This window comes from Streptomyces sp. NPDC043680 (genome assembly GCF_056436685.1).
The window spans coordinates 216,075-232,622 of sequence record NZ_JBWKCE010000003.1; the positions used below are offsets into that span (position 1 = coordinate 216,075).

At 69.4% G+C, this 16,548-nt stretch carries 16 protein-coding genes; 7 read left to right on the forward strand and 9 right to left on the reverse strand.

Going from position 1 to position 16,548, the window contains the following annotated elements; all coding sequences use genetic code 11:
* The first annotated feature begins 28 nt into the window (after positions 1 to 28).
* The 6 genes from murJ to trxA all read left to right on the forward strand — a co-directional run bounded on the left by murJ (position 29) and on the right by trxA (position 7,267).
* The gene (gene murJ, locus AC0666_RS07525; protein WP_468583242.1) at positions 29 to 2,212 is read left to right on the forward strand and encodes a murein biosynthesis integral membrane protein MurJ; all 2,184 of its coding nucleotides are present in this window, start codon (positions 29 to 31) and stop codon (positions 2,210 to 2,212) included.
* A gap of 117 nt (positions 2,213 to 2,329) precedes the next feature.
* On the forward strand, positions 2,330 to 4,051 hold the full coding sequence (locus AC0666_RS07530) for a protein kinase family protein (protein ID WP_468966108.1): 1,722 nt from the start codon (positions 2,330 to 2,332) through the stop codon (positions 4,049 to 4,051).
* Positions 4,052 to 4,153: 102 nt separating this feature from the next.
* Positions 4,154 to 4,855, forward strand: a complete 702-nt coding sequence (gene sigM, locus AC0666_RS07535; RefSeq protein WP_468583239.1) for an RNA polymerase sigma factor SigM — start codon at positions 4,154 to 4,156, stop codon at positions 4,853 to 4,855.
* On the forward strand, positions 4,852 to 5,775 hold the full coding sequence (locus tag AC0666_RS07540) for an anti-sigma factor family protein (RefSeq protein WP_468966105.1): 924 nt from the start codon (positions 4,852 to 4,854) through the stop codon (positions 5,773 to 5,775). Before sigM ends, AC0666_RS07540 begins: the two co-directional genes overlap by 4 nt.
* A gap of 124 nt (positions 5,776 to 5,899) precedes the next feature.
* On the forward strand, positions 5,900 to 6,859 hold the full coding sequence (gene trxB, locus AC0666_RS07545) for a thioredoxin-disulfide reductase (RefSeq protein WP_468583237.1): 960 nt from the start codon (positions 5,900 to 5,902) through the stop codon (positions 6,857 to 6,859).
* A gap of 66 nt (positions 6,860 to 6,925) precedes the next feature.
* Positions 6,926 to 7,267 (forward strand): thioredoxin, encoded by a 342-nt coding sequence (gene trxA, locus AC0666_RS07550; protein WP_356845641.1) that lies wholly within the window; start codon positions 6,926 to 6,928, stop codon positions 7,265 to 7,267.
* A 91-nt stretch (positions 7,268 to 7,358) separates the two neighbouring features.
* On the opposite strand, the gene AC0666_RS07555 is transcribed toward trxA, so the two are convergent.
* The 9 genes from AC0666_RS07555 to rpmH all read right to left on the reverse strand — a co-directional run bounded on the left by AC0666_RS07555 (position 7,359) and on the right by rpmH (position 13,906).
* The gene (locus AC0666_RS07555; protein WP_468966100.1) at positions 7,359 to 7,976 is read right to left on the reverse strand and encodes a GNAT family N-acetyltransferase; all 618 of its coding nucleotides are present in this window, start codon (positions 7,974 to 7,976) and stop codon (positions 7,359 to 7,361) included.
* Positions 7,977 to 8,105: 129 nt separating this feature from the next.
* Complete coding sequence (locus AC0666_RS07560) at positions 8,106 to 9,212, reverse strand: ParB/RepB/Spo0J family partition protein (RefSeq protein ID WP_468583235.1); 1,107 nt, start codon at positions 9,210 to 9,212, stop codon at positions 8,106 to 8,108.
* Entirely contained in the window at positions 9,209 to 10,324 is a 1,116-nt protein-coding gene (locus AC0666_RS07565) for a ParA family protein (protein WP_468583233.1), read from the reverse strand. The genes AC0666_RS07560 and AC0666_RS07565 overlap by 4 nt, the downstream gene beginning before the upstream one ends.
* Positions 10,325 to 10,605: 281 nt before the next feature.
* The gene (gene rsmG / locus AC0666_RS07570) at positions 10,606 to 11,346 is read right to left on the reverse strand and encodes a 16S rRNA (guanine(527)-N(7))-methyltransferase RsmG (protein WP_356845644.1); all 741 of its coding nucleotides are present in this window, start codon (positions 11,344 to 11,346) and stop codon (positions 10,606 to 10,608) included.
* 113 nt (positions 11,347 to 11,459) lie between these two features.
* The gene (locus tag AC0666_RS07575) at positions 11,460 to 11,972 is read right to left on the reverse strand and encodes a Jag family protein (RefSeq protein WP_054227241.1); all 513 of its coding nucleotides are present in this window, start codon (positions 11,970 to 11,972) and stop codon (positions 11,460 to 11,462) included.
* A 15-nt stretch (positions 11,973 to 11,987) separates the two neighbouring features.
* Positions 11,988 to 13,091 (reverse strand): membrane protein insertase YidC, encoded by a 1,104-nt coding sequence (gene yidC / locus AC0666_RS07580; RefSeq protein WP_361714521.1) that lies wholly within the window; start codon positions 13,089 to 13,091, stop codon positions 11,988 to 11,990.
* 3 nt (positions 13,092 to 13,094) lie between these two features.
* Positions 13,095 to 13,376: a membrane protein insertion efficiency factor YidD gene (gene yidD, locus AC0666_RS07585; protein ID WP_468583231.1), complete on the reverse strand. Its 282-nt coding sequence runs from the start codon at positions 13,374 to 13,376 to the stop codon at positions 13,095 to 13,097.
* Positions 13,373 to 13,747: a ribonuclease P protein component gene (gene rnpA / locus AC0666_RS07590; protein ID WP_468966094.1), complete on the reverse strand. Its 375-nt coding sequence runs from the start codon at positions 13,745 to 13,747 to the stop codon at positions 13,373 to 13,375. The genes yidD and rnpA overlap by 4 nt, the downstream gene beginning before the upstream one ends.
* A gap of 21 nt (positions 13,748 to 13,768) precedes the next feature.
* Entirely contained in the window at positions 13,769 to 13,906 is a 138-nt protein-coding gene (gene rpmH, locus AC0666_RS07595; protein WP_018547628.1) for a 50S ribosomal protein L34, read from the reverse strand.
* Positions 13,907 to 14,303: 397 nt separating this feature from the next.
* On the opposite strand from rpmH, the gene dnaA reads away from it, so the two are divergent.
* Positions 14,304 to 16,025, forward strand: a complete 1,722-nt coding sequence (dnaA, locus tag AC0666_RS07600) for a chromosomal replication initiator protein DnaA (protein ID WP_478707257.1) — start codon at positions 14,304 to 14,306, stop codon at positions 16,023 to 16,025.
* The last annotated feature ends 523 nt before the right edge of the window (positions 16,026 to 16,548 follow it).

A 16,548-nucleotide genomic window follows, 5' to 3' on the forward strand; every position in this document is an offset into this window, starting at 1 on the left:
GGCCTGGGGACGATGAGGTGGGGTTTCGATGAACGCGCCGTACGACGGTGACCGCGCGCAGGGCACTGGCGGGCCCGCGCCCTCCCAGGGCACTGCCCCGGGCACCCCCGTGCCCGGGCAGGTTCCCGTGCCTTCGCCGGCGCCGGACCGCGACCCGTACCTCCAGGACGCCTACGAGCACGACCCGTACCGGTCGCAGGACCTGTCGGCCCAGGACCCCGTCGCCGAGGCGCTCTACGACCGGGCCTCACACCCCCCGCCGCCACCCGGCACCTACCAGGAGCCCGGTCCGCTCTACGGGGCGCCGCAGACGCCCGCCCATGCCCCCGACCCCCGCGTATGGGCCCAGACCCCGCCGCCCGAGCCTGACGGACCCTCCCGCCACCTGCCCTACGGCGATCGCCCCGCCACCACGCAGTTCGTCGGCGTGGACTCCCTGGTCAGCCAGGCGGCGGAGGATGAGGAGCCCGAGCCCGAGCCCGACGCCTTCGCCCACCTCTACCGGGACCAGCAGGCGACGCCCGGCACTCCCGCCGACGAGCCCCCGCTCGCCGTCCCGGCGCCGAGCAAGCCCGCAGGGCGCGCTTCCAGCCTGCTCAAGTCCAGCGCCCTGATGGCCGCCGGCACGATCGTCTCCCGCATCACCGGCTTCCTGCGGACCCTGGTCATCGCCGGAGCCATCGGCGTCGGCACGTTCAACGACACGTACCAGATCGCCAACACCCTGCCCACGATGATCTACGTGCTGGTCGGCGGCGGCGCCCTCAACGCCGTCTTCATCCCGCAGCTCGTCCGGGCCATGAAGAACGACAGCGACGGGGGTGAGGCCTACGCCAACCGGCTCCTGACCCTGGTCGTGGTCCTCCTGGCCGCCATCACCACCCTCTGCGTCCTCGCCGCACCGGTGTTCATCACCATGATGTCGCCGAAGATCGCCTCCGACCCCCACCAGATGGACGTGGCGGTCGCGTTCGCCCGCTACTGCCTGCCCACCATGTTCTTCATGGGCGTCCATGTGGTCCTCGGTCAGATCCTCAACGCCCGCGGCCGCTTCGGCGCGATGATGTGGACCCCCGTCCTCAACAACATCGTCGTCATCGCCACGTTCGGCGCCTTCATCTGGGCCTTCGGAGGCTTCACCACCTCCGGGGTCAGCGCCACCACCGTCACCCCCGAGGGCATCCGCCTCCTCGGTATCGGCACCCTGCTGGGGCTGACCGTCCAGGCCCTCGCGATGCTGCCCTACCTGCGCGAAGCCGGGTTCACCCCGCGGCTGCGCTTCGACTGGAGGGGCCACGGCCTCGGCAAGGCCGCCCGCCTGGCGAAGTGGACGTTCTTCTTCGTCCTGGCCAACCAGGTCGGCCTGGTCGTCGTGACCCAGCTCGCGACCTGGGCCGGATCCGTAGCCGAGAAGCAGGGCCACCCGGGCACCGGCATCACCGCCTACAACTACGCGCTCCTGTTGTGGCAGATGCCACAGGCCATCATCACCGTCTCCGTCATGACGGCCGTGCTGCCCCGCATCTCCCGCTCGGCGCACGACGGGGACGTCGCCGCGGTCCGCGACGACATCTCCTACGGCCTGCGGACCTCGGCCGTCGCGATCGTGCCCTGCGCCTTCGCGTTCCTCGCCCTCGGCGTCCCGATGGCCACCCTGCTCTACGCCGGCTCGGGCGCGGGCGCCCGCAACATCGGCTACGTCCTGATGGCCTTCGGCCTCGGCCTGATCCCCTACTCGGTCCAGTACGTCGTCCTGCGCGGCTTCTACGCCTACGAGGACACCCGTACGCCCTTCTACAACACCGTCATCGTCGCCGGCGTCAACGCAGCCGTATCCACTGCCGCGTTCTTCGTGCTGCCCGCCCGCTGGGCCGTGGTCGGCATGGCCGCCGCCTACGGCCTCGGCTACACCGTCGGTGTCGGTGTCGCCTGGCGCCGTCTGCGCAACCGGCTCGGCGGCGACCTGGACGGTGCCCACGTCATGCGCACCTACGCCCGCCTCACCGGCGCGTGCGTCCCTGCCGCCGCCGTGGCGGGCGCCGCGGCCTACGCGGTCACCCAGTGGCTCGGCAGCGGAGTCACCGGTTCCCTTGCCGCGCTGGCCGCCGGAGGCGTCGCTCTGGCCGTCGTGTTCCTCGTCGCTGCCAAGCGGATGCGGATCGAAGAGCTCAACGCCATGGTCGGCATGGTCCGTGGACGCCTGGGGCGCTGATGCGCACAACCGTCGGACCCTTTCGCGTGTCGTGCATAGGGCCGGACTGTGGGCACAATTGGCATGGCTTCGCAGACTGGCCGACAGCGCGTAACGGATGGGGAGGCAGGAACGACGGTGGCGGAACGTAGCACGGCTGCCGTCGACGTGGCCGACAACAGCGGCGACAAGCCGCTGGCCGCAGATGCGGCGAAGGCCACGGCCGACGGGGTGGACACCCAGAACGGACGAGCCGCGGACGGATCCATGCCCGACAAGGACGGCGAACGCAGAAAAACGGCCCCCGCAGCCGTACCCGAACTCCACAGCGGCCACAGGCTCGCCAGGCGCTACCGCCTGGAAGAGTGCGTCACCCGTCTGGACGGATTCAGCAGCTGGCGCGCCATGGACGAGAAGCTACGCCGGGCCGTGGGCGTCCACCTGCTCCCCGCCGACCACCCGCGGGCCCGCGCCGTCCTGGCCGCCGCGCGCTCCTCCGCCCTGCTCGGCGACCCCCGCTTCGTCCACGTCCTTGACGCCGTCGAGGAGAACGACCTCGTCTACGTGGTCCACGAGTGGCTGCCCGACGCCACCGAACTGACCACCCTCCTCGCCTCCGGTCCCCTCGAAGCCCACGAGGCCTACCAGCTCGTCAGCCAGGTCTCCCAAGCCATGGCCGCCGCGCACCGCGAGGGCCTGGCCCATCTGCGCCTGACCCCCAGCGCGATACTGCGCACCTCCACCGGCCAGTACCGCATCCGCGGCCTCGCCGTGAACGCGGCCCTGCGCGGGATCACCAGCGACACCCCGCAGCGCACGGACACCGAGGCCATCGGCGCCCTGCTCTACGCCGCGCTCACCCAGCGCTGGCCGTACGAGAACGACGCCTACGGTCTCACCGGCCTGCCCAAGGGCGTCGGCCTCCTCGCCCCCGACCAGGTCCGCGCCGGCGTCCACCGGGGCCTGGGAGAGCTGGCGATGCGCGCCCTCGCCAACGACGGCGCCACGGCCTCCCGCCAGGAGCCGCCCTGCACCACTCCGGAGGAACTGGCCAAGGCCGTCGCCGCGATGCCCCGCATCCGGCCGCCGGAGCCCGCGTTCACCCCGCCCCCCGAGTACCAGCACACCACCTACCAGCAGGGCAGTTACGGCCGGCCCATGCCCGCGGGCATGCCCGCCACCCAGGCCGTCGCCGTCACGCCCCCGCCACCGCTGCACAGCCGCACCGGCAAGGCCCTCAAGTGGGCTGTCGCGGCACTGCTGATCGCCGCCCTGGGTCTGGGCAGCTGGCAGCTCGCCGACACACTCCTCGACCGCAACAACGGGGGCTCCGGCAACAGCGGCTCCAACCCGCAGACCAAGCCCGACGACGCCCCCAAGGAAATCAAGCCGGGCAAGCCGCTCCCCATCGGCAACGCCACGGTCTTCGGCAAGGATCCGATCAAGGCCGGCGACGTGGGCAAGGCCGTCGACGGTGACGCCGAGACCGCCTGGGTCACCCTGCACTTCCGCGGCTACCCCAACTTCGGCAACCTGCCCAGCTACGACGACGGCAGCGGCATCATCGTCGACCTCGGCAGCGCCCAGGACGTGGCCGGCCTTGAGGTCGGCCTGTACGCGACGGGGCAGAAGATCGAGGTGCGGGCCGCCTCGCCGGAAGCCGTCTCAGCGCGCTCCCTCTCGGACTTCCCGCACGAGATCGTCAAGCTGGGCAACACGGGGAAGGACTTGAAGACGACCCTGCAGACCCCGGTGAAGACCCGCTACCTGCTGATCCACATCACGGCCCTGCCCTCCGAGGGCGGCGACAGCTACCGTGGCGGCATCAACGAGATCAAGGTGCTCGGTACGGCCGAATAAGACCGGACCGCGACACCCGCCGGGCCCGCTGCGCCGCCGACGCGGCGGGCCCTCGTATTCGTCCCGCCCGACCCGTACTCTCCCTTCCGGAGGGGAGGTGTGATGCACGACGCGACGACCAGCGGGGACAGCGACCAGGAGCTGCTGGCCCGGCATGTGGCCGGAGATCCGGAGGCCTTCGGGGAGCTCGTACGCCGCCACCGGGACCGGCTGTGGGCCGTTGCGCTGCGCACCCTCGGCGACCGGGAGGAAGCCGCCGACGCCGTGCAGGACGCACTCGTCTCCGCCTACCGGTCCGCCCACACCTTCCGCGGCGAATCCGCCGTCACCACCTGGCTGCACCGCATCACCGTGAACGCCTGCATCGACCGGGCCCGCAAGGCCGCCTCCCGCCGGACTGCGCCCCTGGACGACACGGACCGCCTGGAGCACCTCCTGGAGCCCCACGAGTCCGCCGAGGCGCCCGCGGAACGCCATGACCTCCACCGCCAGCTCCTCGCCGCCCTCAGCACCCTCCCGGCGGACCAGCGGGCCGCTCTGGTCCTCGTCGACATGCAGGGATACCCCGTCGCCGAAGCCGCCCGCATCCTCGACGTCCCCCCTGGCACGGTGAAGAGCCGGTGCGCACGCGGCCGGGCCAAACTGGTCCCGCTGGTCACTCATCTGCGCTCGAATGCCGTGGATAACAGCGACGCCGAGGGGGGAAGGAACCGGACGCCGGGGGCAGCCGTCCCACCAGCGGCAGACCCCAGTCAGGCAGCGTCAGACGCAGACACGGTGAAGGGCGGAGGTGGACGAACGTGACTCCCACGACCGGCACGATCCGGCACCCGGAGGTCTCGGAGATCTCCGACCTGACCGAAGGACTCCTCTCCCCGGCCCGGACCGCCGAAGTCCGCCGCCACCTCGCCGAGTGCGACCTGTGCGCCGACGTCCTCGCGTCCCTGGAGGAGATCCGCGCCCTCCTCGGCACCCTGCCCGGGCCGCCCCGTATGCCCGCCGACGTCTCGGGACGCATCGACGCCGCCCTCGCCGCCGAGGCGCTGCTCGACTCCACCACTCCCCGGCCCGCCCCCGCCGACGCTCCCCGAGCCCCGCGCGATGTTTCACGTGAAACATCCGCAGCGCCCGCGGGTCCGGCCACCCCGCGCCCGGCCGGTCACCCGGTCGGCACAACCGGCCCCGGCCGCCGTCGGGCCCGCCGCAGGATCGCCGTCCTCACCGGCCTCGCCGGGGCCGCAGTGTGTGCGCTCGGATTCTTCCTGGCCGGCAACCTGCTCGGCCCGAACGAGCCGGACACCGCCGCACGCAACTCCGCCACCAGCTCATCCGCGGAGGCTCCCGTCGACGGTGGCTATACCGCCCAGAGCCTGAAGGAGAGCGTCCACCGCCTCCTCACGCCCGGGCAGACCGCGAAGACGGCACCCGGCGAGAACAACACGTACGGGACGGACACCACCAGCCCCGGCCCGGGGCTCGCCCCCGGCGACCGCGCCGCCGCCGAACCGGTCCCGTCCTGTGTCCAGGACGCCACCGGCCGCCCGGACCACCCACTCGCCGCCGAACAGGGCAACTACCAGGGCACGCCCGTCTATCTACTCGTTCTGCCGCACCCCGGCGAGCCCGCCCGGGTCGACGCCTACCTCGTGGACGCAGGCTGCCGGGACTCGGCGGCGGCCGTCCCCGGCAAGCTGCTGCTGAGCAGGACCTACCCCCGAAGCTGACAGCTTGGGGTCCGTACCGGGACGGGCCGGGAATGCATGCGCCGTAGGATCCGTTGGGTCGGTTGGGACTCCACACCGGCCCCCGGCAAGCAGCGCGCAGTCCACAGAGACGAGGAAGAAACCCGTGAGCGACGTACGAAACGTGATCATCATCGGCTCCGGGCCGGCCGGTTACACCGCCGCCCTGTACACCGCACGCGCTTCGCTCAAGCCGCTGGTCTTCGAAGGCGCCGTCACCGCCGGTGGCGCGCTGATGAACACCACCGAAGTCGAGAACTTCCCCGGCTTCCAAGACGGCATCATGGGCCCCGACCTCATGGACAACATGCGCGGCCAGGCCGAGCGCTTCGGCGCCGAGCTCGTCCCCGACGACATCGTGGCCGTGGACCTCACTGGTGAGATCAAGACCGTCACGGACACCGCGGGCACCGTGCACCGTGCCAAGGCCGTCATCGTGGCCACCGGTTCGCAGCACCGCAAGCTGGGCCTGCCCAACGAGGACGCGCTCTCCGGCCGCGGCGTCTCCTGGTGCGCGACCTGTGACGGGTTCTTCTTCAAGGACCAGGACATCGCCGTCGTCGGCGGTGGCGACACCGCGATCGAGGAAGCCACCTTCCTCTCCCGGTTCGCCAAGTCCGTCACCATCGTCCACCGCCGCGACACGCTGCGCGCCTCCAAGGCCATGCAGGACCGCGCCTTCGCCGATCCGAAGATCAAGTTCGCCTGGGACAGCGAGGTCGCCGAGATCCACGGCGAGCAGAAGCTCACCGGCCTCACCCTGCGCAACACCAAGACCGGTGAGACCTCCGAGCTGCCCGTGACCGGCCTCTTCATCGCCGTCGGCCACGACCCGCGCACCGAGCTGTTCAAGGACCAGCTCGCGCTGGACGAGGAGGGCTACCTCAAGGTCGAGGCGCCCTCCACGCGGACCAACCTCACCGGCGTGTTCGGCGCCGGCGACGTCGTGGACCACACGTACCGTCAGGCCATCACCGCCGCGGGCACTGGCTGCGCCTCTGCCCTCGACGCCGAGCGCTTCCTCGCCGCCCTCGCGGACGCCGAGAAGGCCCACGCGACGGTCTGATCCAAGCCCCTCAAACACCCCCCACCGCACAACCCCACACCCCGCAGGAAGAATTAGGAGGCCGCTGTGGCCGGCACCCTCAAGAACGTGACCGACGCCGACTTCGACGCCGAAGTCCTCAGGAGCGAGAAGCCCGTACTGGTGGACTTCTGGGCAGCCTGGTGCGGTCCGTGCCGCCAGATCGCTCCCTCGCTTGAGGCCATTGCGGCCGAGTACGGCGACCAGATCGAGATCGTCAAGCTCAACATCGACGAGAACCCGGCCACGGCTGCCAAGTACGGCGTCATGTCCATCCCGACGCTGAACGTCTACCAGGGCGGCGAGGTCGCGAAGACCATCGTCGGCGCCAAGCCGAAGGCTGCCATCCTGCGCGACCTGGACGGCTTCATCGAGGTCAAGACCGCCTGACGGTCGGAGCCCGCCCGGCGGTAGCCGGGAATGTTTCACGTGAAACGGGGCCGCCCCTTCAAGGGGCGGCCCCGTTCCCGTACCCGGCAGCTCACAGCGGTCGCAGCGCGGGTTCCTTCCGCGCCGCACCCAGCAGTCGGTCCAGCGCCATCTCCACGTCTTCCTTCCACGACAGCGTCGAACGCAGTTCGAGCCGCAGCCGTGGGTGCACCGGGTGCGGGCGCACCGTCTTGAAGCCCACCGCGAGCAGGTGATCCGCCGGCAGCAGACAGGCCGGCCGCTCCCACCGGGCATCACCGAACGCCTCGATGGCCCGGAAACCCCGCCGCAGCAGATCCTTCGCCACCGTCTGGACCATCACCCGTCCCAGCCCCTGACCCTGGTATCCGGGCATGATCCACGCAGTGATCAGCTGTACCGCATCCGGAGACACCGGGCTGGTGGGAAATGCCGTGGACCGCGGCACATAGGCAGGCGGTGCGTACAAGACGAACCCCACGGGGACGTCGTCCACGTAGACGACCCGGCCGCATGAACCCCACTCCAGCAGGACGGCCGAGATCCACGCCTCCTTCTCCAGCGCCGAGTTCCCCGCCTTGACGGCGGCCTCCCCGGTGACCGGATCCAGCTCCCAGAACACACAGGACCGGCAACGCGGAGGCAGGTCTTGGAGGTTGTCCAGCGTGAGTGGTACCAACCGACGCCCCATGACCGCATGGTATCCACAGGCCATTCGTTCTTCGAGCGCACAATGAGACGGATGCCCGCCCCTTGCAAACGAGGGGGCGGGCCGCGCCGGCTTCCACTGGCATGACCCGCCCCTCGGTGCCCCTGGGCTCTACTCCCCGGACAGTCCCTGTTCCAGCACCCGGCCCTCACCCGGTGCCAGGGTTCCCAGAATCCGCTCCAGGTCCTCCATCGAGGCGAACTCGACGGTGATCTTGCCCTTCTTCTGACCCAGGTCCACCTTCACCCGGGTTTCAAAGCGGTCCGACAGCCGGTTCGCGAGCTCACTGAGCGCCGGGGCCACGCGGGCTCCGGCCCGAGGGCCCCTCGGCTTGACCGCCACCGCGTTCTCGGAGCCCATCAGGGAGACGATCTCCTCGACCGCCCTCACCGACAGTCCCTCGGCGACGATCCGGTGTGCCAGGCGATCCTGGACCTCGGACTCCTCCACCGACAGCAGCGCCCGCGCATGCCCCGCCGACAGGACACCGGCAGCCACCCGCCGCTGCACCGACGGCGACAGCTTCAGCAGGCGCAGGGTGTTCGACACCTGCGGACGCGATCGCCCGATCCGGTCTGCCAGCTGGTCGTGGGTGCAATTGAAGTCCTGGAGCAGCTGGTCGTAGGCGGCCGCCTCCTCCAGGGGGTTCAGCTGGGCCCGGTGCAGGTTCTCCAGCAGGGCGTCCAGCAGCAGCTTCTCGTCGTCCGTCGCCCGGATGATCGCCGGAATGCGCTCCAGTCCGGCCTCCCGGCACGCCCGCCACCGGCGCTCACCCATGATCAGTTCGTAGCGGCCGGGAGACGACTGCCGCACCACCACCGGCTGAAGCAGACCGACTTCCTGAATGGAGGTGACCAGCTCCGCCAGTGCGTCCTCGTCGAACACCTCTCGGGGCTGCCGCGGGTTGGGCGTGATCGCATCCATCGGCAGCTCGGCGAAGGTCGCTCCCGCCACGCTGTCGGTATCGGACTCGGCCTTCTCCGGCTCGGCCACCACCGCAACCGCCGATGTTTCACGTGAAACATCGCCCGCTACCGCCGACCCGGCCTGCGCGAGCGCAGCCAGCTTCGCCGCCGCGATCCCTCGCTCCGACGTCAGCACGGGCACCGCCGACGGGGACGTCGACCCCGAGCCGGCCACCGCCGGCGTCTTCTCCTGCGGCGCCGCGGGGATCAGCGCGCCGAGCCCCCGCCCCAGACCCCTACGTCGCTCACTCACTGGATCCCCTCCGCCATGCTCTGCGTGCTGTTCATGCCCGCGCCCGTGTGGGCATGCTGGGCGTCGTAATGAATTCCGGCCCCTCGCAGCGCGATCTCCCGCGCCGCTTCCAAGTAGGAGAGGGAACCGCTGGAACCCGGGTCATAGGTGAGCACCGTCTGCCCGTAGCTCGGCGCCTCGGAAATCCGCACCGACCTCGGGATGCTCGTCCGCAGCACCTCGTTGCCGAAGTGCGTGCGCACCTCCTCGGCCACCTGCGAGGCCAGCCTGGTCCTGCCGTCGTACATCGTCAGCAGGATCGTCGAGACGTGCAACGTCGGATTCAGGTGGGCCCTGACCAGGTCCACATTACGCAGCAGCTGGCCCAGCCCCTCCAGGGCGTAGTACTCGCACTGGATGGGGATCAGTACCTCGGCTCCGGCCACCAGGGCGTTCACCGTGAGCAGTCCCAGCGAGGGCGGGCAGTCGATCAGGATGTAGTCCAGCGGCTGCTCGTACGCCTGGATCGCCCGCTGAAGCCTGCTCTCACGCGCCACCAGCGACACCAGCTCGATCTCCGCGCCGGCCAGATCGATCGTGGCCGGCGCACAGAAGAGTCCCTCCACGTCCACCACAGGCTGGACGACCTCCAGCAGCGGTCGGCTGTCCACGAGCACGTCATAGATCGACGGGACATCCGCGTGGTGGTCGATGCCCAGAGCCGTCGAGGCATTGCCCTGCGGATCGAGGTCGATCACGAGGACCCGAGCGCCGTGCAGGGCCAGGGAGGCCGCCAGGTTCACGGTCGTCGTGGTCTTCCCGACGCCGCCCTTCTGGTTAGCCACCACGATGACCCGCGTCTGATCCGGTCGGGGCAGCCCGTCACCGGCGCGTCCGAGGGCTTCCACCGCCATCTGGGCGGCACGGCCAATGGGCGTGTCGTTGTCCACCAGGGGCGGGGGCGGTGTTTCTCCCCCAGCCACCGCTGGGGATGCCCCTGGTGGGACGTCCACATCCGTCAATGCAGAGCGGGGACCGGGGACCGGGTCGGCCATCGGCCCCGCGAGGTTGGCGTCGGACCGCACGGTGTCACTCTCCTCGACATCAGGCTCGCGATGAACAGAGCCTGCCATGGCACCGGGGTCGCGAACCAGCGGGGCCCGTACTCCTGTGGATGAATCCACCGATGTGGACAACTCCGTCCCCCCTTCTTCCTTCCGGTGAAGCGGGGACGCAGCCGCACGACTGCGGCTGATGATTCCGTGCAGCAGAGAGCGACGTTTCACGTGAAACACGATGCCCGGACGGGGTCTCGGGGCCGCTACGACACTCCGAAATCCATACCTATAGGGCCCAACACCCCCGAAAAGGCAGGCCGGGGATCACCGGAGGCAAAGAGCCGAAGAGCCGAGGATCAACGACGCCTGCGGGTACGCCCCACCCTGGCGGCCTTGGCCCGCTTCGCCGCGAACCGCACCCCGCCGGGGCTCTCCCCGACCTCCACGCGGACCACCGTGGACAGCGGATCCACCACACCCTCGCCCACCTGGAGCACCGAGGTCTTCACCACACCGAGCTTCGCCAGAGCGACCTTCGCCGCCACCAGCTCCTCCTCGGCGGTGTCGCCCTTCAGCGCCAGCATCTCCCCGTAGGGACGCAGCAGCGGTACACCCCAGCCGGCCAGCCGGTCCAGCGGGGCCACCGCCCGCGCCGTCACCACGTGCACCGGCTGCACCTTGCCGAGCACCTCCTCGGCCCGACCACGCACCACCGTGACATGGTCCAGCCCGAGCAGTTCCACGGCCTCCTGGAGGAACGTCGTCCGGCGCAGCAGCGGCTCCAGCAGCGTGATCTTCAGATCCCGACGCACCAGGGCCAGCGGAATACCGGGCAGGCCGGCGCCCGAACCCACATCGCACACCGTGACGCCCTCGGGCACCACCTCCGAGAGCACCGCACAGTTCAACAGGTGCCGCTCCCACAGTCGCGGTACCTCACGCGGCCCGATCAGGCCGCGCTTGACCCCCGCGTCCGCCAGCAGCTCCGCGTACCGCACAGCTTCCGGGAAAAACTCGCCGAATACCGCGCGCGCCTCCTCAGGCGCCGGGGGAAGCTCCGCTGCCTCCGTCACGGGGACCGTCCTTCCGTACCGCATGGATCGTGAAAAAGGGCACTGCTCTGCCTGACACCGCCCGAACCGGCACTGTCAGGCTGACAAACATCGGCCCCGCCTGCGAGACAGACGGGGCCGAACACTCAGACGTGCGGTCAGGCCGGGAGCACAACGACGAAGCGCTGCGGCTCCTCGCCCTCGGACTCGCTCTTCAGACCGGCGGCCGCCACGGCGTCGTGAACGACCTTGCGCTCGAACGGCGTCATCGGCGCCAGCTTCAGCGGCTCGCCGGACGCCTTCACGTCCGCCGCGGCCTTGGCTCCCAGGGCCGCCAGCTCCTCGCGCTTCTTCGCCCGGAAGCCGGCGATGTCCAGCATCAGCCTGCTGCGGTCCCCGGTCTCGCGGTGCACGGCGAGGCGCGTCAGCTCCTGCAGAGCCTCCAGCACCTCTCCGTCGCGACCCACGAGCTTCTGGAGATCACGGCTGGCGGAGTCGCTGACGATCGACACCGCGGCCCGGTCGGCCTCGACGTCCATGTCGATGTCACCGTCCAGGTCGGCGATGTCCAGCAGACCCTCAAGGTAGTCGGCCGCGATCTCACCCTCCTGCTCAAGGCGGGTCAGGGTGTCGCCACTCTCAGCGGCGGCGGTGGTGGTGCCTTCCGTCACGGGAGGGACTCCTTCTTACTTCTTGGAAGAGGGCTTGGGGGGCGTCTGGCGCTGCGCCTTCGTCTGCCGCTTCGGCTGCTGCCGCTTGGGCGCACTGCCGCTCGCCGAGTCCGCGTCGGCCGTGGCCACGACGCTCTTGATCACAGAACCGTCCGGCTGGGCGGCCAGACCCTGCTTCGTCAGGGACGTGATGAACTTGCGCTCGTTGTCGTTGCGGTCCGGCCCCTTGGCCACGATCGCCGCGACGATCTTCTTCTTGCCCCGCCCCTTGACGTCGCCGTGCGTGCTGACGTGCTTCAGCAGGCGGGTCAGGTACTGGTCCTGCGCCTTGCTGCCCGGCGTCGGGTTCTGGTTGATCACGTACATCTGCTGGCCCATGGTCCACACGTTGGTGGTCAGCCAGTAGACAAGGACACCCACGGGGAAGTTGATGCCCATGAACGCGAAGATCAGCGGGAAGATGTACATCAGCATCTTCTGCTGCTGCATGAACGGCGTCTTGACCGAGAGGTCGACGTTCTTCTGCATCAGCTGACGCTGGGTGTAGAACTGCGACAGCGACATCAAGATGATCATGACCGCGGTCACGATCCGGACGTCGGTCAGCGAGGCGTTGAGCGCCGCGACCTTCTCCTCGCTGTCCATGAACTTCGCGGCCAGCGGGGCGCCGAAGATGTGCGCCTTGCGCGCGCTCTCCAGCAGCGGGCCGTCGATCTCACCGATCGGCTTGCCGTTCGCGATGCCGGCGAGCACGTGGTACAGCGCGAAGAAGAACGGGGACTGCGCCAGGATGGGAAGGCACGAGGACAGCGGGTTGGTACCCGTCTCCTTGTACAGCTTCATCATCTCTTCGGACTGACGCTGCTTGTCGTTCTTGTAGCGCTCCTGGATCGCCTTCATCTTCGGCTGGAGCGCCTGCATGCCGCGCGTCGCCTTGATCTGCTTCACGAAGAGCGGGATCAGGCAGATACGGATCAAGATCACCAGGGACACGATGGACAGGCCCCAGGCCCACCCGCTGTCCGCGCCGAAGATCGCGCCGTACAGGCTGTGGAACTGGACGATGATCCACGAGACGGGCGTGGTGATAAAGCTGAACAGACTGGCAATCGTGTCCACTAATCAGGCTCCTTGAGCATTGCGAGATCTACGCAACGCACTGCGCAGCTGCTCGTGCCAACGCGGGCGTTTACGAGGTGGGACATGATCAACTCCACCGGCGGACCACGGATTGCACCGCAGGATCCGCCAGGCGGTCAGAACCGTCCCCTTCACCGCACCATGCCGGTCGATGGCCGTGAACCCGTAGTGCGAGCACGAGGGGTAATAGCGGCACACCGGCCCGAGCAGCGGACTGATCGTCCACTGGTACAGCTTGATCAAAGCGAGCAGCGGGTACTTCATCGAGCCGCGCCTCCCAGGAGCCGCAGCAAAGCGGCGTCCAGGTCCCGGGCCAATTCGTCGACGCCGGCCTCACCCGCACCGGGCAACGCCCGCACCACCACCAGGCTACCGGCGGGCAGCCCGGAGAGCCGCTCGCGTACGAGGTGACGCAGACGACGCTTGACCCGGTTGCGTACGACCGCGCCGCCGACAGCCTTGCTGACGACGAAACCCGCACGCGTCGAGGGATCAGTCTCCCCCGGCCCGTGCGGGTCCGTTGCACCGCTTGTACGTAGGTGGACGACGAGGAGCGGGCGACCGGCCCGGCGCCCTCGGCGCACCGCGCTCGCGAAGTCCTCGCGCCGCCTCAGCCGATTTTCGGGAGACAGCACGACGTCACGACCTGCGCGTTGTTACGCGGAGAGGGCGGCGCGGCCCTTGCTGCGGCGGTTCGCCAGGATCGCGCGACCGGCACGGGTACGCATCCGCAGGCGGAAGCCGTGGGTCTTGGCACGACGGCGGTTGTTCGGCTGGAAGGTGCGCTTGCTCACTCGGGGGCTCCAGAGAATGAATCGTTGTGGCGGGACATCGCCTGGCTGTCACCGTGCGCCCACGAGGAAACTCGCGTGTTCGCCCGAGTGGCACCGCTAAACGATCACGATCAGTGATCTTCGCCCATCGGTAGGCAGGCGGCAGCAGCCATCGACAACTCGACCTCGTTACGGTACGCGCGGCTACGCCATCCGGTCAAACCGAGGCGGCAGCGCCCCGCGCTGTGCACAGGCTGTGGACAACGACTTGAACCGTACCGGTCGGGCTGACTACCGTTGCCTGACCCTGGATTTTTTGTCCCGACCGTCCCAAAGAACCACACATTCGTGGGACCCCTGTGAGAGAGCGTGCTCTGTGGCTGACGTACCTGCCGATCTTGCCGCAGTGTGGCCAAGGGTGCTCGAAAAGCTCCTCGGGGAGGGGCAGCAGGCCATCGAGCCGAAGGACAAGCAGTGGGTCGAGCGCTGCCAGCCGCTGGCCCTCGTCGCCGACACGGCGCTCCTGGCCGTCCCCAACGAGTACGGCAAGCGGGTCCTCGAAGGCCGTCTCGCGCCCCTGATCAGCGACGCGCTCAGCCGTGAGTGCGGCCGCCCGATCCGTATCGCCATCACCGTCGACGACTCCGCCGGCGAGCCCGCCCCGCCCGCCCCCGCCCCGCAGCGCGGCGGCGACGCGTACGACGGCTACGGCGGCCAGCGTCCCGGCGGCCACGGCGGCCCCGACGACCAGCTCCCCTCGGCCCGCCCCGCCTACCCGGACTACCAGCAGTCGCGCCCCGAGCCCGGCTCCTGGCCCCGCGGCGGCCAGCAGGAGGACTACGGCTGGCAGCAGCAGCGCCTCGGCGGCTTCCCCGAACGCGATCCGTACGCCTCCCCGCAGCCCGGGTACCTCCAGCAGCCCGAGAGCGGCGGCTACGACCAGGGCTCCTACGAGCAGCAGCAGTACGAGCAGTCCCCGTACGACTCCCAGAAGACCCACCAGTACGAGCAGCAGCAGTACGAGCAGCAGTCCGCCCCGCGCCCGGCCCCCGGCCGGCCGTCGCCGCCCGCCCCCTCCGGCGGCTCGACCTCGGGGCCGCTGGAGCCGACCGCGCGGCTCAACCCCAAGTACCTCTTCGACACCTTCGTCATCGGCGCGTCCAACCGCTTCGCGCACGCCGCCGCGGTGGCCGTCGCCGAGGCACCGGCGAAGGCGTACAACCCCCTCTTCATCTATGGGGAGTCGGGACTTGGCAAAACGCATCTGCTGCACGCCATCGGGCACTACGCGCGGAGCCTGTACCCCGGCACCCGCGTGCGCTACGTGAGCTCCGAGGAGTTCACCAACGAGTTCATCAACTCCATCCGCGACGGCAAGGGCGACGCCTTCCGCAAGCGCTACCGCGAGATGGACATCCTGCTGGTCGACGACATCCAGTTCCTCGCGAGCAAGGAGTCGACGCAGGAGGAGTTCTTCCACACCTTCAACACGCTCCACAACGCCAACAAGCAGATCGTGCTGTCCTCCGACCGGCCGCCCAAGCAGCTCGTCACCCTGGAGGACCGGCTCCGCAACCGCTTCGAGTGGGGCCTGATCACCGACGTCCAGCCGCCCGAGCTGGAGACCCGTATCGCGATCCTGCGCAAGAAGGCCGTCCAGGAGCAGCTCAACGCCCCGCCGGAGGTACTGGAGTTCATCGCCTCCCGGATCTCCCGCAACATCCGGGAGCTGGAGGGGGCGCTGATCCGGGTCACCGCCTTCGCGAGCCTGAACCGGCAGCCGGTCGACCTCGGCCTGACCGAGGACGTCCTCAAGAACCTGATCCCGGGCGGCGAGGACTCCGCACCCGAGATCACCGCTTCGGACATCATGGCGGCCACCGCCGACTACTTCGGCCTCACCGTGGACGACCTGTGCGGCTCCTCGCGCAGCCGTGTGCTGGTCACCGCCCGGCAGATCGCCATGTACCTGTGCCGGGAGCTCACGGACCTGTCCCTGCCCAAGATCGGGGCACAGTTCGGCGGCCGCGACCACACCACCGTCATGCACGCGGACCGCAAGATCCGGGCCCTGATGGCGGAGCGGCGCTCCATCTACAACCAGGTCACCGAGCTCACCAACCGCATCAAGAACGGCTGAGCCACCGCTCCTCCGCACGCTTTCAGAGGGCGCTCCCGGGTCACTCCGGGGGCGCCCTCTTTCGTTCGCGCGCCCCTGACCTGTTCGAATGCGCCCCCTGGAGAGCAACTCATCCACAGATTCGCGGACTTTCTTTCGTCCACACCCTGGGGACGGGTTCCGTCACCCACAATCTGTCCACAGGCGTGCCGGTTGAGGCATCATCAGCCCTGGTCAGTCGGCTGTGTATTTGTGCGCAACCACTATCCACAGCCTGTGGACAAAACTTTCGTCCACAGGGCCGTCCACGCCGTTGTCCACCGTCGACCCACAGGTTCCCGCATCCTGTGCACAGGATCCGACGACTTACCCACACCCTTGTCCACTGTTCGGCAACCGGCCACCCCCTCTCACCGCCCCGAGTGAAAGCGGTCACACGGAAGTCGACGTTTGGGCTGTGGAGTACTTGGGGAAAGCTGGGGACACACCTGTGGAGTAGTGCGGGTCACCTGGGGACGGCCTGTGCAGAACTTTTGTTTCTCCA

Excerpts from the sequence above, each read along its gene's own strand:
- murJ (WP_468583242.1), top strand. The coding sequence starts at position 29 with ATGAACGCGCCGTACGACGGTGACCGCGCGCAGGGCACTGGCGGGCCC.
- sigM (WP_468583239.1), top strand. The coding sequence starts at position 4,154 with ATGCACGACGCGACGACCAGCGGGGACAGCGACCAGGAGCTGCTGGCC.
- AC0666_RS07555 (WP_468966100.1), bottom strand. The coding sequence starts at position 7,976 with ATGGGGCGTCGGTTGGTACCACTCACGCTGGACAACCTCCAAGACCTG.
- AC0666_RS07565 (WP_468583233.1), bottom strand. The coding sequence starts at position 10,324 with ATGGCAGGCTCTGTTCATCGCGAGCCTGATGTCGAGGAGAGTGACACC.
- rsmG (WP_356845644.1), bottom strand. The coding sequence starts at position 11,346 with ATGCGGTACGGAAGGACGGTCCCCGTGACGGAGGCAGCGGAGCTTCCC.
- yidD (WP_468583231.1), bottom strand. The coding sequence starts at position 13,376 with ATGAAGTACCCGCTGCTCGCTTTGATCAAGCTGTACCAGTGGACGATC.